This is a genomic window from Oribacterium sp. P9, from assembly GCF_046365365.1.
Taxonomy (GTDB): Bacteria; Bacillota; Clostridia; order Lachnospirales; family Lachnospiraceae; genus Oribacterium.
In genome coordinates, this window is record NZ_JBKEIS010000003.1 from 158954 (window position 1) to 174981 (window position 16028).

Genomic DNA, 16028 nt, shown 5'->3' on the forward strand with positions numbered 1-16028 from the left:
ATTTTGTTGCGAAATTAACGAAGCTATAATATAATTTTCACGAATAAGACATATTCTACTCGCGAATAATCGTCATGTTTTACACAGATTGTGAGGATAGAAAATGAATCATCAGGAAGTGAATAAGGAACTGCTCCATTTTCTGGATCATAGCCCGAATGCATTTTATGCAGTAGCCAATATGCAGAAGGAACTCGAGGACGCCGGTTTCACCCGCCTCTATGAGGGCTGCCCGTGGACACTGTCCGAGGGCCATGGCTACTATGTGACACGGAACGATTCGGCCATCATCGCCTTTCGTATACCGGAGGGTGAGTATAAGGGCTTCCAGATCATGGCGAGCCACTGCGATTCACCGGTTTTTAAGATCAAGACGAACGCAGAGATCGTCGTGGACAACAGCTATGTCAAGCTGAATGTCGAGAAGTATGGCGGTATGCTCTGTGCACCATGGCTGGATCGTCCGCTTTCCGTTGCCGGTCGTGTAGTCGTTCAGACGGAGGAGGGCATCGCGACGAAGCTGGTCAATGTTGATCGGGATCTTCTCATCATTCCGAACGTGGCGATCCATATGAATCGTCAGGTCAATGACGGTTATGCATTTAATGCACAGGTGGATATGCTGCCGCTGTTCTGTGAGCAGGGTGAGGAGAAGAACCAGTTCATGCAGCTGATCGCAGACGAGGCAGCTGTGCAGGTGGAGGACATCCTGGATACGGATCTCTTCCTGTATAACCGCATGAAGGGAACGACGCTCGGCCTCCATGGCGAGTTCATCGCAAGTGGACGTCTGGATGATCTCCAGTGTGCATTTGCATCTCTGAAGGGCTTCCTCGCGGCCGAGCTGAAACAGTCCATCGCTGTTCACTGTGTCTATGATAACGAGGAGGTCGGCTCCGGTACGAAACAGGGTGCCGCCAGCACCTTCCTGAAAGATACACTCCAGCGCATCAGCCGCGCGATGGGACGCAGCGAGGAGCAGTACCTCATGAGCATCGCTTCGAGCTTCATGGTATCTGCAGATAATGCACATGCCGTGCATCCGAACCATGCCGAGAAGGCAGATCCGACCAACCGCCCGTATATGAACCGGGGAATCGTCATCAAGTACAGCGCGAACCAGAAGTATACGACCGATGGTGTTTCCGGCGCTGTGATGCGCGCGATCTGTAAGAAGGCAGCTGTGCCATGTCAGACCTTCACCAACCGCTCCGATATGCTCGGCGGCTCGACGCTGGGAAATATTTCGCAGGCGCAGGTTGCGCTGAACACCGTCGATATCGGACTGCCACAGCTCGCGATGCACTCTCCGTATGAGACGGCCGGTGCGCGGGATACCGCGTATCTGATCGAGGCGGCGCGGGTACTGTTCAGCTCGAGCTTTGAAGGAAACGGGGACGGCAATTACAGACTGATCTTCTGATCATGATCATGTGTGGATGAGCCCGTGGAACAGGCGAATGCTGATCACCGGGCTTTCAAAACAAAGCGAAATCTGAATTCGTTTCGCTAAACAACAAAAAAGGAGTATACATATGGATTCAAAACACATTAAATGGACGACGCTCGCGTTCATGGCGTTTTCGACGGTCTGGGGCTTCGGAAATGTACTGAACGGCTTCATCTACTTAAACGGTATCCAGGTTATTTTCAGCTGGATCCTCATGTTTGCGCTTTACTTCGTACCATACGCACTGATGGTCGGTGAGCTGGGTTCCGCATTTAAGGAGTCCGGTGGTGGTGTGAGCTCATGGATTCTGAAGACGACAGGACCGAAGCTTGCGTACTATGCAGGCTGGACCTACTGGGCATGCCATATCACCTACATCGCAAGTAAGTCCTCCGGTGGTCTGAAGGCATTGAGCTGGGCTGTGTTCCGTAACGCGGAAGCATACGATACCTTCCCTACACTGGCAGTACAGCTGATCACCTTCTGTATCCTGATTCTGTTCTGCTATATCGCAAGCCGTGGTCTGAACCCGCTGAAGAAGATGGCGACACTGGCAGGTACCAGCATGTTCATCATGTCCATCCTCTACATCATCATGATGTTCGGTGCGCGTGCCATCAATCCGGCTTCTTCCTTCGTGACACTGGATTTCAGTGCGAAGAACTTGGTTCCGACCTTCGACTGGAAGTACTTCACCTCCCTGTCCATCCTGGTTTTCGCTGTCGGTGGCTGTGAGAAGATCTCTCCGTATGTTAATAAGGTAGAGAACCCGAGCAAGGGCTTCCCGCGTGCGATGATTAGCCTGGCGATCATGGTTGTGATCTGTGCGATTCTCGGTACCATCGCGATGGGCATGATGTTCGATCCGACCATCATCAACGAGTCCAAGGAGAGCTTCAACTCCTATAACTCGAACGGTTCCTACTGGGCATTCCAGAGACTGGGCGAGTACTATCATATGGGTGACAGCCTGATGATCATTTACGCACTCTGCAACGCGGTAGGTCAGCTTTCCACGCTTGTCATCAGTATCGATGCACCGCTTCGTATGCTGTTTGACAACGAGGATGCGCGTGAGTTTATCCCGTCGAAGCTTCTCAGACAGAATGATAAGGGTGCCTATGTCAACGGTATCAAGATGGTTGCGGTTCTTTCCGGTGCTATCATCCTCGTACAGTCCTTCGTTCCTGGTGCAGCGACCGTTCTGAAGCAGCTCACCAAGCTGAACTCCGTATGTATGCCGATGCGTTATCTCTGGGTATTTGCAGCGTACATCGCACTTCGTAAGGCGGAGGACAGGTTCAAGCCGGAGTATCGTTTCGTGAAGAATCATAACGTGGCTATGTTCTTCGGCTGCTGGTGCTTCTTCGTGACCGCGGCGAGCTGTCTGCTCGGTGTTTATGATGAAGACCTGTTCACCATGTGTCTCAACATCATCACACCGTGCGTACTGACAGCACTCGGTATCATCCTTCCGATTCTGAAGAAGAGAGAGGATGCAGCGAAGGCCTGATCCTTCATATGCTGAAAGAGAGGATGCAGCGAAAGGCATCATGGCGTATGCCCGGAAAGCATCTATAGGAAAACAGATACAAAATGCTTTGCCAGGATGTAGAGAAATCTGCATCTTGGCAAATTTTGACAAGAAAAGTGAACCGGTTTACCGCAACATTCACAAACTTTGTGAAGAGTGCCTGTGAAGGCTTGAACCGGGGTACCAAATCAACTATGATGATGCTGGTATGGATGTATTCAGGCATCGTGCCTGAGAACATAGAAGTAAGAAAAATGGAAGAAAAAGGAGATTTGTTATGGCTGGAATTCTTGATAAGTTCAGACTTGATGGCAAGGTTGCATGGGTAACCGGCGCATCCTATGGACTGGGTCTTGCATATGCGAAGGCATTTGCTGAGGCTGGCGCAAAGAAGGTCGTTTTCAATGATATCAATCAGGAGCTCGTAGACAGAGGTATCGCAGAGTACCAGAAGCTCGGCATCGATGCATACGGTGTCGTATGTGATGTTACGAACGAGGAGCAGGTAAACGCACTCGTGAAGGATATCGAGGAGAAGTTCGGTGGTGTTGATATCCTGGTAAATAATGCCGGCATCATCAAGAGAATCCCGATGGTTGAGATGACGAAGCAGCAGTGGGATCAGGTTATTAATGTCGATCTCACCGGTCCTTTCCTCTGCGCAAAGGCTGTCCTTCCAGGCATGATCAAGAAGGGCTACGGCAAGATCATCAACGCATGCTCCATGATGTCTGAGCTTGGTCGTGAGACGGTATCTGCTTATGCAGCTGCCAAGGGCGGCCTCAAGATGCTCACAAAGAACATCTGCTCTGAGTATGGTCAGTACAACATTCAGTGTAACGCGATCGGACCGGGCTACATCGCTACTCCGCAGACTGCTCCGCTTCGTGCAAAGCAGGCAGACGGTTCCATGGCTCCGTTTGATCGTTTCATCCGTTCGAAGACACCTGCACAGCGCTGGGGCGAGACAGAGGACCTCGAGGGTCTCGCTGTATTCCTCGCTTCTCCGGCATCTGACTTCATCAACGGTCAGGTCGTATACATCGATGGTGGTATCCTCGCGTACATCGGTCAGGATCCTAGCCAGCTCGATGAGTCCAAGTTCCAGGACGTTACAGGCGTTGAGGATATCAAGGTAGCAGATCACTGATCTTGGTTTTCTGGATACGTTCACGAGAGACTGCTGCGGCAGTCTCTCGTTTTCTTTTAGTAGAAAATATGCTACACTGCATGAGAGAAGGCAGACAGGAAAACCAGGAGGTTTATATATGGCAGATTATACTGAAAGAGCCAACCAGAAGCTGGTTGACGCGATCCATACACTGAAGGCATCAAATGGTGAAAACACAGGTGCGGAGCAGATCGTGATGGAGGAGATGGCGGGTGCTGAGTTCATCATGCCGGTACGTATCGTCGGCGAGAAGGCACGTGAGCGTAAGCTTCTGTATGGTGTCACCGCAAACAAGGACGGTGCACACTTCTACATGGTATTCACGAGCCGGGCAAATCTGAAGGCATGGTTTAAGAGCGAGCCGGTACAGAGCGTGAAGCACAGCTTCGAGGAGGCGGCCGATATCGCGATGAACGATCGGCAGATCTACGGCTTCGTTCTGAACCCGGGTACGGATGATTTCATCGTCGCCCGTGAGATGATCATCGATCTTCGCACGAAGATCAAGGGCGCTGAGCTCGGACTCGAGGGTGAGAAGTCCAGCGCAGACGAAGACATCATTTTCAAGAATGTCCGGGAGGATCAGACGACAGCGGATCTTCTGAATGCACTGACCGGTGCGATGCGGAGCGATCGTAATGTGGCGGCGGGGTACATCCGTGACATGGTCCGCAATGGACACACGGATTACTGCGTTATCGTTCGTCACATCGGTTCGATGGATGAGACCTTCCCGAGACTGATGGCAGCGGCACGTCGTGCCAGCCGTGGACGCTCTGTGGCACTTCTGTCGGCACGTGCGCCGATCGCGGCGAAGGCGATCGAGGGTCAGCAGCCGTTCTATCAGAGAGCGTTTAAGATCGTCGAGCAGTAAGCCGGAAGCAGCAGGCATTGATTCCTTCTGAATGGGGAAAATGCATGAAAATGACGGATCAGGCGAAAGGAGGGGCGGATGGCGGAGTTGACACATGTGGATCACCGTGCGTTCGGACCGCTGTATGATGCGGATTCGGAGGTGCTGGTGCTGGGCTCGATTCCTTCGCCGAAGTCGCGGGAAATGAAGTTCTACTACGGACATCCGCAGAATCGTTTCTGGAGGGTTATGGCGACAGTGCTGGCGGAGACATTGCCCGAAAGTGTCGAGGAGAAGTCCGCGATGATGCGGCGTCACCACATCGCCCTCTGGGATGCGCTGAGTGAGTGCGATATCGTGGGCGCATCGGATGCCAGCATCCGAAATCCGGTTCCGACGGACATCGAGGGACTCCTGAAGAAGACGAAGATCACGCGCATCTTCTGCACGGGTGCGAGCTCGTATAAGTACTATGAAAAGTATCAGTACCCGCGGACCGGTATCCATGCGGTGAAGCTTTCGTCGACGTCGCCGGCGAACTGTGCGGTATCTTTTGAGCGTCTGGTGACGGAATATCAGCAGATCATCGCAAATAATTCTTGACTTACTTATGTAAGGAAATGTATTATGGGCATATTACATAACAGTTACTGTTAGGAAAGAGGTATTTCTATGAAGCATATTATGACATTAAACACAAGAGATATGAAGAGATCCGAGGAGAAGGGCGGCTGTGGCGAGTGCCAGACATCCTGCCAGTCTGCTTGCAAGACCAGCTGTGGTATCGCTAACCAGCAGTGTGAGAACAAGAACGCTTAATATCAGGTTCGTGTATCGACCGGGGCATGAACAGCCCCGGTTTTTTATTGCTTATCGATTTTGGTTTTTTGTATCGATTTTCTGATCGTTTTTCGATCATTAGAGTAGGAGATTTCATGATTCATCAGTATAAACTCAATGGTTATAACATCGTTCTCGATGTATACAGCGCAAGCGTTCATGTGACCGACGACCTGGCTTATGATGCGATCCATCTGATCGACAGCGGCATGAGTGAAGAGGCAGCGACGGAAGAGCTTCGCACGATGCATCCGGAAGCATCGGCGGAGGAGCTCGCGGATACCTTCGCGGATATCCATGAGCTGACGGAGCAGGGAAAGCTCTTTACGAAGGATGTCTATGAGAAGACCGCCGGCTATCTCAAGCAGCAGTCCACGGTGGTGAAGGCACTCTGCCTCCTCGTGGCACATACCTGTGATCTGAACTGCAGCTACTGCTTCGCATCCCAGGGAAAGTTTCATGGTAAGGAAGGGATCATGACCATCGAGACCGCTAAGCGTGCGATCGACTTCCTGGTAGAGAATTCCGGAAACCGTCGGAATCTCGAGGTCGATTTCTTCGGTGGTGAGCCGCTGCTGAACTTCGAGCTCTGTAAGGAAACCGTGGCGTACGCGCGTTCCATCGAGAAGGCGCACAATAAGAACTTCCGCTTCACGCTGACGACAAACGGTGTCAAGCTGACGGACGAGGTCATCGAGTGGGCGAATAAGGAGTGCTACAATGTCGTTCTTTCACTGGATGGACGGAAGGAGGTCCATGACCGCTTCCGTGTCGATCGTGCAGGTCGCGGCTCCTATGACCGTATCGTGCCGAACTTCCAGAAGTTCGTCGAGTCCCGTGGTGATAAGAGCTACTATATGCGCGGAACCTTCTCCCACTACAACACGGATTTTACAAACGATATCTTCCACATGGCGGATGATCTCGGCTTCTCCGAGCTCTCTATGGAGCCGGTTGTCACTGATCCGTCCAGCCCGAGTGCGCTGACCGAGGAGGACCTTCCGGTTCTGTACGAGCAGTATGAGATTCTCGCGAAGGATATGCTGCGTCGTGAGAAGGACGGTAAGCCGATCACCTTCTATCATTACATGATCGATCTCGAGCACGGTCCATGCGTGTACAAGCGTGTGTCCGGCTGTGGTTCAGGAACGGAGTATATGGCCGTGACTGCCTGGGGCGACCTCTATCCTTGCCATCAGTTCGTAAACGATCCGGAGTATAAGCTCGGTAACATCTGGGATGGTGTGCAGCATGAGAACATCCGTGATGAGTTTAAGGAGTGCAATGTTTACTCCCGTCCGGAGTGTAAGGAGTGCTGGGCACGTATGTACTGTGCCGGCGGCTGCGCAGCCAATGCCCTGCATGCTACCGGTGATATCCACGGTGTCTATGAGTATGGCTGTAAGCTCTTCCGTAAGCGGATGGAGTGTGCGCTCATGATGAAGGTAGCGGAGGCCGAGATGGCTCAGGAAGCAGATGAAGAAGCATAATCTGAAAGATCAGCTGGATCAGTATCTGAATCAGCAGTATTATCCGATGCATATGCCGGGGCATAAGCGCCGCGTGGCGGTCGTACCGGAGTGTGTTCTGCGTTATGATCTGACGGAGGTCTCCGGGACGGATGACCTCCATCATGCGTCGGGGATCCTGAAGGACGCCATGGCGCGAACGAGTGCACTGCATGGCGCGGACCGAAGCTGGTATCTGGTCAATGGAAGTACCTGCGGGAATCTCGCAGGTGTTTCTGCTATCGTGCCCTATGATGGAGAACTGATCGTCGCGCGAAACTGCCATCGTTCGGTGTTCCATGCGATCGAGCTTCGCCATGCGCATCCGCACTGGCTCTGGCCATCCATGGATCCGGCAACCGGCATTTTCGACAGCATCCGGCCGGAGGCGGTGGAAGCACTGCTCGACGAGTATCCGGAGAGCCGCGCGGTGGTACTGACGAGTCCGAGCTATGAGGGCGTGGTTTCGGATATCCGGCGCATCGCGGATCTCTGTCATCAGCATGGGATCCCGCTGATGGTGGATGAAGCACATGGCGCACATCTCGGTCTCGTGCCGGAGGCGGGCTTCCCGGACAGTGCGACCCGCCAGGGCGCGGACATCAGTGTGCAGTCGGCACACAAAACCCTGCTGGGCATGACGCAGACGGCGTATCTTCACCTGCGTGGAGAGCGGGTATCGGAAAGCGTCATCGAGGAAAAGCTGTCGATATTTGAAAGCTCTTCGCCATCGTATCCGTTGATGCTGTCGCTGGCGGGCTGTACCGAATGGATGGAGCAGGAGGGACGGCAGTGTTTTATGGACTGGGCAGTAGCACTTCGGGCCTTCGATGAAACGATCCGGTCGCTTCGACACCTGCGCGTGCTTTGCCATGGTGAAGATGCGGTGAATGCACATGCGTTTTATGCATTTGATCCGAGTAAGCTCGTGATCGACTGCAGCGCGACGCGGCTCAGCGGCTATGCGATGATGGATCTCCTGCGGATGTACTTTCACTATGAGCTGGAGATGGCGCAGCCGGGCTATGCGCTCGCGATGACCGGGCCGGGCGACGATTTTGCGGAGCTTCCGCGTTTCGCAGAGGCGCTCCGGATGATCGACCAGGTACTGGATGAGGATGAAAATGCAGATTCGGTACGCACTTTGGTGGATGGCACGTGGACGGATGTGGATATGTCCGCCTTAAGAGAAGCCGTACGGAGAAAATGTGCGACCGATACGATGGCGGAAGTGCGAAACAGCGCTGAATCGGCACGCCTCGCGATGGTGGACATCCCGAGCCTGCAGGAGGCGACACCGAAGGAAATGGTACAGACTCCGTGCGAGGCGGTGGAAGCGGCTGTGGAGATGGTGCCGGTCGCGGCGCTCCAGGGACGCGTTTCCGGAGAGTATGTCTATAGCTACCCACCTGGGATTCCACTTCTGGTACCGGGGGAACGCATCACCGAGGCGATGGTCCGCTACCTGCAGCAGGCAGATAAGCGATATGATGAACTTCGTTATTCGCGCTCGGAAGCTGTGCATGGAAGGGTCGCCTGTCTCACGCAGGTATGAAGTGCTCCTGCTGTCTGTGATAAAAACATATAAACAGGCTGTAAACCGGTGGCGGTGCCACCGGTTTTTCAGCATCTTACGTAAAAGCATGCGGATGTGCAATTTTTTGCATAGCTGCATGCTATCTTTATACCTGTAAGGCAAACAATAACAGATCATGTATGTGGGGACCCGAACTGTTATGACAAACATACATTTTCAGAACAAATATTTGCAAACGACTGTTTACAAAACAAACGTGCCGTGTTATGATGTGGACAGTTGATGAAGGAGGCAGAGCACATGAGAATTAATCTGAAAACTTTCGAGCTGGTAGCGATGATTATTTTAGGGATGGGCGTGATGGCATCCCTGTGTGAGTTCCACCAGGTGCGCTGGATCGGTTATGTCCTGAGCGCGGGCAGTGTGTATCTGCTGTATGAGATTGACCGGGAGCGTGCGCGCCAGCGTCATCGCGCAGCGTTTTACAGACGTATGGGACGGATTGTAGAGTCCCGGCTGGCGGATACCGTCTGAGAAGACATCGACAGGCTTCGGCAGAAAAACCAGCTGAAGCTGCATCATATGATATATACACGCCCATCGCTGCATGAAAAAGTGCAGTGCTGGGCGCGTTCTGTTTTTTGAATAGATGGAGAAACTACAGGATGCTGATGCCGCGTCTGTATCCGAGACGCTGCCATCTGGAGAAGATAGGTTTAGTGCGAAGGAAAATCATGTTATAATGTCCGTGCTGAAAAAAGCGTCATTATAACAGAAAAAACGAGGGCAGGATCATGGCAGCAGGTAGCGAGAGAGGCTGTCGAGCGTTGCCTGCGGAAAAAGTGAGAAAGGTTTTTATATATGAAAATAGTAGAAAAAATCACGCAGGAGCTCGGACTGAAGACCTGGCAGACGGAGGCGGTCATCCGACTGATCGATGAGGGAAATACGATCCCGTTTATCGCACGTTACCGCAAGGAGGCGACGGGTGCGATGCACGATGACGTGCTGCGTGCCTTCGATGAGCGTCTGCGTTATCTTCGGAATCTGGAGGAGCGGAAGGAGACGATTCTCGCCTCGATCGAGGAGCAGGGAAAGCTGACGGCTGCCCTGCGGAAGGAAATCGAGGAAGCAGAGACGGCGGTGAAGCTCGAGGATATCTACCGTCCATATAAGCCGAAGCGTCGCACCCGTGCGATGATCGCCCGTGAGCGTGGCTTGGAACCGTTGGCGCTTTACATTCTCTCGGGGCAGGGGAAGCCGGCGGTTCCGGTGGAGGCGGAGAAGTATGTCGATGCGGAGCATGAAGTACCGGATGTAAAGGCGGCGATCCAGGGCGCAGAGGATATCATCGCAGAGACGATGTCGGATAGTGCAGCGCTGCGTGCCTGGATCCGCCGGAAGAGTGTGGAGGAGGGCTGCATCGTATCCGCTGCCCGGACGAAGCAGCAGGCTGCGGAACACAGCGTATATGATAACTACTATGCATATTCAGAGCCGATTCGTAAGATTCCGGGCCACCGTGTTCTGGCACTGAATCGTGGTGAAAAGGAGAAGATCCTCAGCATCCGGCTGGAGGTGCCGGAGGCGGAGATTCTTCACTTTATGGCGCAGAAGATGGGCGCAGAACAGCATCCATCGAGTGCGTCCTATATTCGCGAGGCCTGTGTTGATGCCTATAAGCGGCTCATCGGGCCGTCGATCGAGACGGAGATCCGGAATGATCTGACGGATCGGGCAGAGGATGGAGCGATTCAGGTCTTCCGTGAGAACCTGCGGCAGCTGCTGATGCAGGCCCCGCTGAGCGGAAAGACCGTACTGGGCTGGGATCCGGCCTTCCGTACCGGCTGTAAGATCGCGGTGGTGGATCCGACCGGAAAGGTGCTGGATACGACGGTGGTTTTCCCGACGGCACCGCAGAACCGCGTGGAGGAGGCGATGCGGACCATCGAAGACCTGATCCGAAAGTATCATGTGGATGTGATTTCACTCGGCAATGGTACAGCCTCCCGTGAATCCGAGCAGATCATCGCAGATTATATAAAGAAGGATCATCTGCCAGTGCAGTATGTGATCGTGAACGAGGCGGGGGCGTCTGTCTATTCTGCGTCCGCACTTGCGACAGAGGAGTTCCCGAATTTCGATGTAGGGCAGCGCTCGGCGACCTCGATGGCGCGACGGCTGCAGGATCCGCTGGCAGAACTTGTTAAGATCGATCCGAAGTCGATCGGTGTCGGACAGTATCAGCATGATATGAACCAGACGAAGCTGAGTGAGCAGCTGTCGAGTGTCGTCGAGGACAGCGTCAACAGCGTCGGTGTCGATGTGAACACCGCAAGCTTCGCGCTCCTGTCGTATGTGTCAGGCATCAATAAGACCATCGCACGAAACATCGTCGCCTACCGCGAGGAGAAGGGCGCCTTTCGCTCCCGTAAGGAGCTCCTGAAGGTGGCGAAGCTCGGCCCGAAGGCATACGAGCAGTGTGCCGGCTTCCTGCGGATACGGAATGGAAAGGAAGCGCTGGATAACACAGCGGTGCATCCGGAAAGCTATGCTGTTGCGAAGGCACTTCTCACATCGATGGGATATACGGAGGAGGATCTTCAGAGTGGGAAGAATGCGCAGCTGGCGGCGAAGCTGCAGTCTGCGAAGAGCTCGATTCCGGCACTGGCAGAACAGCTACAGGTCGGTGTCTATACGCTCGAGGATATCGTGCAGGAGCTGATCCGGCCGGGACGTGACCCTCGGGAGGATGTACCGGCACCGGTGCTTCGCTCGGATGTGCTCGATTTTGATGATCTGAAGCCGGAGATGGAGCTTCAGGGAACCGTTCGAAATATCGTGGATTTCGGCGCGTTCGTCGATATCGGTGTGCACCAGGATGGACTCGTGCATATCTCGCAGCTCGCGGATCGATTTGTGAAGCATCCGCTCGACGTCGTAAAGGTCGGCGACATCGTTCGCGTCCGGGTGCTGTCGGTGGATAAGACACGGAAAAAGATCTCACTCACGATGAAAGGCGTAGACCAGCACCGCTAAGGGCGGCATAGCGATGAAAATCAAGCAGGGCTCCGGAGGGAAGGCAACAGAAGTCATCCCTCCGGGGCCCTGCTTAATTCTTGAACCGTCGGCAGGACCGAATGCGCCGGATGCATAGCCCTCCGGGGCTCTGCCGGATTTTTGCCTGCGGACACCGTGGATACCGAGATGTATTAGCACGTTGAATTGTAACACTTTCCGACATTAAAAATTTAAATCGATTGTAATAACAGTTATATGTGTTATAATTGGCCGTGATATTTTTTATTAGGGGGTTATCAAATGGATAACAAAGAACAGTTCAAGCCATTTATCCCGGCTGAGAAGATCGTTCCTGAAATGACCGCTTTCTCGATCATTATGGGTGCCATTCTCGCCGTGATCTTTGGTGCAGCCAATGCTTACCTGGGATTACGAGTTGGTATGACCGTGTCCGCTTCGATCCCGGCAGCCGTTATCTCGATGGGTGTCATTCGTGTGATTCTTCATCGTGATTCTATTCTCGAGAACAATTTCGTTCAGACCGTAGGTTCCGCCGGTGAATCACTGGCTGCCGGCGCGATCTTCACGCTTCCGGCGATGTTCCTGTGGGCGAAGGATGGTCTCATGGAGAAGCCGAATCTCGTAGAGATCATGATTATCTGTCTCATCGGCGGTCTTCTCGGTGTATTCTTCATGGTACCACTTCGTAACGCGCTGATCGTGAAGGAGCACGGCACACTTCCGTATCCGGAAGGTCAGGCCTGTGCAGAGGTACTGCTCGCTGGTGAGGAGGGTGGCGATTCCGCTTCCGTTGTATTTGCGGGTCTCGGAATTTCTGCTGCTTTCAAGTTCGTCATCGACGGTCTCGGCCTCGTTCCGAGTGAGATCAACACACCGAGTACCGGTCTCGGCAGCTTCAAGGGCCAGATAGGTACCCAGATCTACCCGGCGGTCTTCTCTGTAGGTTATATCTGCGGACCGAAGATTTCTTCTTATATGTTCTGCGGTGGTGTCATCTCCTGGATGATGCTGATTCCGCTGATCGTTATGTTCGGTTCAGACGCCGTGCTGTATCCTGGCACAGCGCCGATCGGTGAGATGTTTGCACAGGGTGGTGTGAGCGCCATCTGGGGTAGCTACATCCGTTACATCGGTGCCGGCGCACTGGCAACCGGTGGTATCATTTCGCTCATCAAGTCTCTTCCGATGATCGTGACCACCTTCCGTGATTCCATGAAGGCACTCGCAGGTGGCCAGGGTGGAAGTGAGCTTCGTACAGATAAGAATATCAGCATGAAGGTGGTTGTCATCTGTCTTGCAGTTCTTATCGTTCTGACCGGTGTTCTCCCGCAGGTTCCGGTTGGTATCGGCGGCGCAGTCCTGATCGCGATCTTCGGTTTCTTCTTTGCGGCCGTTTCATCCCGCATGGTTGGTATCGTTGGTTCTTCCAACAACCCGGTATCCGGTATGGCGATTGCGACACTTCTATTCTCCACCATCATCCTGAAGGCCACCGGCGCAGAGGGTGCAGCAGGCATGAAGGCTGCGATTGCCATCGGCACGGTGATCTGTATCGTAGCAGCCATCGCCGGTGATACCTCACAGGATCTGAAGACCGGTTACCTCGTAGGTGCGACACCGATCAAGCAGCAGTATGGTGAGATCATCGGTACCATCGTATCGGCGATCGCCATCGGTGGTGTTCTCTACCTCCTCGATGCAGCCTGGGGCTTCGGCTCGGAGCAGCTCGGTGCACCACAGGCAACCCTCATGAAGATGATCGTTGAGGGCGTTATGGGTGGTAAGCTTCCATGGAGTCTGGTCATCGTGGGTGTCGTTCTTGCATGTGTGGTTGAGATCCTCGGTATCCCGGTGCTTCCGTTTGCCATCGGTGTTTATCTTCCGGTTCAGCTCAACGCATGCATCATGATCGGTGGTCTCGTTCGTCTGTACTTCGATCGTAAGAAGTATGCTTCCGAGCAGGAGCAGACCAGAGTAACCAATCGTGGCGTACTTTACTGCTCTGGTATGATCGCCGGTGAGGGTCTCGTCGGCATCGTTCTGGCGATTCTTGCTGTTATCGGTGTATCCGATAAGATCAACATGGCAGGTGTACTGAACCTCAGCGCAGGCGCTGGCAACATCGCTTCTGCAGTCGTATTTGCGGTGATGATTCTTCTTGTGTTCAAGTTCACACTTGGCGGCAGGAAGAACGCATAAGGAATTCTCTATGGGTAAAAAGCCGAAGCTTAGTAAAGACGAGACCATCGCACTGTACAACAGCTATGTACCGGTGATCTCTCAGAAAATCAAAGAGTGGAAGATGGGCGAGGATGGACTCGTGACCCTCAGTATCGAGAATAAGGGCGCGATGAATACCATCATGCAGAAGCTCTTCCGAAAACCACGCATCTCCTATGTCCATCTGGACGAAACGGGAAGCTATATCTGGCAGCAGCTGGATGGAAAAACGAACGTGGCAGGCATCGCACAGGCGGTCCACGCACACTTCGGAGAGAAGGCGGAGCCTCTCTATGAACGTCTGCTGAAATTCTTTGAAATCGTCGAAAGCTATGACTTCATCTTCTGGCTGAAGCCGGATGTGAGATAAAACAGAATATGCTCTGAAGGCAGTGGAGGAGACTCCGCTGCCTTTTTTGGAATAGTGCCGCTGAGGGGTCCGGCAGGAAAGGCAGAACGAAGCGTATCACCATCGATGTCTTGACAATCAAATGAAGCTCCATTATGATTATATAGTTAAATAAATTTAACTAAAATATTCGAGGCTTTATAGGAGAAGAGATGAAACTGGGAACGAAGGAACTGATGGTGCCGCTTTTACAGGGCGGAATGGGCGTCGGTGTGTCGCTGGGCGGACTCGCAGGCGCTGTGGCCCGGGAAGGGGCCATGGGCTGTATCAGCACAGCCGATGTCGGCTTCCGCGAGCCGGATTTCAGGCAGCATCCGGAGGAGGCGAATCTGCGTGCGCTGGAGAAGGAAATCCGAAAGGCGAAGGACATCGCCGGCGGGCATGGCCTCATCGCCATCAATGCGATGGTCGTGACACGCCAGTTTGGCGATGCGATCCGCGCAGCGGTAAAGGCAGGCATCGATGCCGTGATTTGCGGTGCGGGTCTACCACTGAACCTGCCGGAATTTGTACCGGAGGGAAGCGCGCTGATCGCCCCGATCGTCTCGAGCGCGAAGGCGGCGACGGTCATCATACGCATGTGGCAGCGGAAATATAAGCGCTATCCTGATTTCGTTGTGATGGAAGGATACAAAGCCGGCGGACATCTCGGCTTCGATCGTGCGGATCTGCAGGAAGGCAGATGCCGCAGAAATGAAGACATCATCCCGGAGCTCATTTCGGCACTGAAGCCGTTTGAGGAAGCTGCAGGCCATCCGATCCCTGTGTTCGCCGCGGGCGGTATCTGGGACCATGACGATTTTCGGGCAATGCAGGCGGCCGGAGCGGCTGGTGTGCAGCTCGCCACCCGTTTCATCGGAAGCTATGAATGCGACGCCTCTCAGGCCTATAAGGATGTCCTTCTGAACGCAAAGGCAGAAGATCTCCGTATCATTCAGAGCCCGGTCGGTATGCCTGGACGCGCCGTGTACACCCCGCTCCTTCAGCGCATGGAAGAGGAGGGCCGCGTTGCCCCAACCCACTGCTACCGTTGCATCTCCGTATGCAATCCGGCAGAAACGAAATGCTGCATCACACAGGCCCTCACAGACGCCGTACTCGGCGACGTAGAGCACGGGCTCTTCTTCTCCGGCGCCAACGTCGAACGGCTCACAAAGATGGAACACGTAAAAGACATCATTCAGGATGTAGCAGGAGAGATATAAAACGGTATGCCGCCCCTTCTGACACCCTGAAAATATTTTGAAAAAAGTGAAAATGACGCTTGACATGCCCTGGTTTGTCTGTTAAAGTATGCAACTGTCGCCGCAAGCGAAACGGACACAAAGATCCATCGCAAGCGAATGACAAAAAGAAATTTTAAAAAGTGCTTGACACGAACGAAACGGCTTGCTAATATATACAAGCTGTCGCGAGACGAGAGCACAACGAACCTTGAAAATCAAAGATCGATTAATACACAGA

The 16028-nt window shown here is 53.4% G+C and carries 13 protein-coding genes; all 13 read left to right on the forward strand.

Annotation, left to right across the window (positions count from 1 at the left end; genetic code table 11):
- Positions 1-103: 103 nt before the first annotated feature.
- The 13 genes from ACK8P7_RS04070 (at position 104) to ACK8P7_RS04130 (ending at position 15769) form a co-directional block, all read left to right on the forward strand.
- Complete coding sequence (locus ACK8P7_RS04070; RefSeq protein WP_410042951.1) at positions 104-1423, forward strand: M18 family aminopeptidase; 1320 nt, start codon at positions 104-106, stop codon at positions 1421-1423.
- Positions 1424-1535: 112 nt separating this feature from the next.
- The gene (locus ACK8P7_RS04075; protein WP_410042952.1) at positions 1536-2963 is read left to right on the forward strand and encodes an APC family permease; all 1428 of its coding nucleotides are present in this window, start codon (positions 1536-1538) and stop codon (positions 2961-2963) included.
- Positions 2964-3261: 298 nt separating this feature from the next.
- Positions 3262-4134: a gluconate 5-dehydrogenase gene (locus tag ACK8P7_RS04080; RefSeq protein ID WP_410042953.1), complete on the forward strand. Its 873-nt coding sequence runs from the start codon at positions 3262-3264 to the stop codon at positions 4132-4134.
- A gap of 118 nt (positions 4135-4252) precedes the next feature.
- Positions 4253-5029: an enhanced serine sensitivity protein SseB C-terminal domain-containing protein gene (locus tag ACK8P7_RS04085; protein ID WP_410042954.1), complete on the forward strand. Its 777-nt coding sequence runs from the start codon at positions 4253-4255 to the stop codon at positions 5027-5029.
- A 78-nt stretch (positions 5030-5107) separates the two neighbouring features.
- Positions 5108-5611, forward strand: a complete 504-nt coding sequence (locus tag ACK8P7_RS04090; RefSeq protein ID WP_410042955.1) for a DNA-deoxyinosine glycosylase — start codon at positions 5108-5110, stop codon at positions 5609-5611.
- Positions 5612-5680: 69 nt separating this feature from the next.
- A complete protein-coding gene (scfA, locus tag ACK8P7_RS04095) occupies positions 5681-5827 on the forward strand; it encodes a six-cysteine ranthipeptide SCIFF (protein ID WP_410042956.1) in 147 nt (48 codons plus the stop codon).
- 116 nt (positions 5828-5943) lie between these two features.
- On the forward strand, positions 5944-7338 hold the full coding sequence (gene scfB / locus ACK8P7_RS04100) for a thioether cross-link-forming SCIFF peptide maturase (protein WP_410042957.1): 1395 nt from the start codon (positions 5944-5946) through the stop codon (positions 7336-7338).
- Positions 7325-8911, forward strand: coding sequence for an aminotransferase class I/II-fold pyridoxal phosphate-dependent enzyme (locus ACK8P7_RS04105; protein WP_410042958.1), 1587 nt, complete (start codon positions 7325-7327; stop codon positions 8909-8911). Before scfB ends, ACK8P7_RS04105 begins: the two co-directional genes overlap by 14 nt.
- Before the next feature lie 282 nt (positions 8912-9193).
- Entirely contained in the window at positions 9194-9427 is a 234-nt protein-coding gene (locus tag ACK8P7_RS04110; RefSeq protein ID WP_410042959.1) for a hypothetical protein, read from the forward strand.
- A 327-nt stretch (positions 9428-9754) separates the two neighbouring features.
- On the forward strand, positions 9755-11932 hold the full coding sequence (locus ACK8P7_RS04115; RefSeq protein WP_410042960.1) for a Tex family protein: 2178 nt from the start codon (positions 9755-9757) through the stop codon (positions 11930-11932).
- Between the two features lie 282 nt (positions 11933-12214).
- Positions 12215-14134, forward strand: coding sequence for an OPT family oligopeptide transporter (locus ACK8P7_RS04120; RefSeq protein ID WP_410042961.1), 1920 nt, complete (start codon positions 12215-12217; stop codon positions 14132-14134).
- A 10-nt stretch (positions 14135-14144) separates the two neighbouring features.
- A complete protein-coding gene (locus tag ACK8P7_RS04125) occupies positions 14145-14525 on the forward strand; it encodes a PqqD family protein (protein WP_410042962.1) in 381 nt (126 codons plus the stop codon).
- A gap of 191 nt (positions 14526-14716) precedes the next feature.
- Positions 14717-15769: an NAD(P)H-dependent flavin oxidoreductase gene (locus tag ACK8P7_RS04130; RefSeq protein WP_410042963.1), complete on the forward strand. Its 1053-nt coding sequence runs from the start codon at positions 14717-14719 to the stop codon at positions 15767-15769.
- Positions 15770-16028 lie beyond the last annotated feature (259 nt).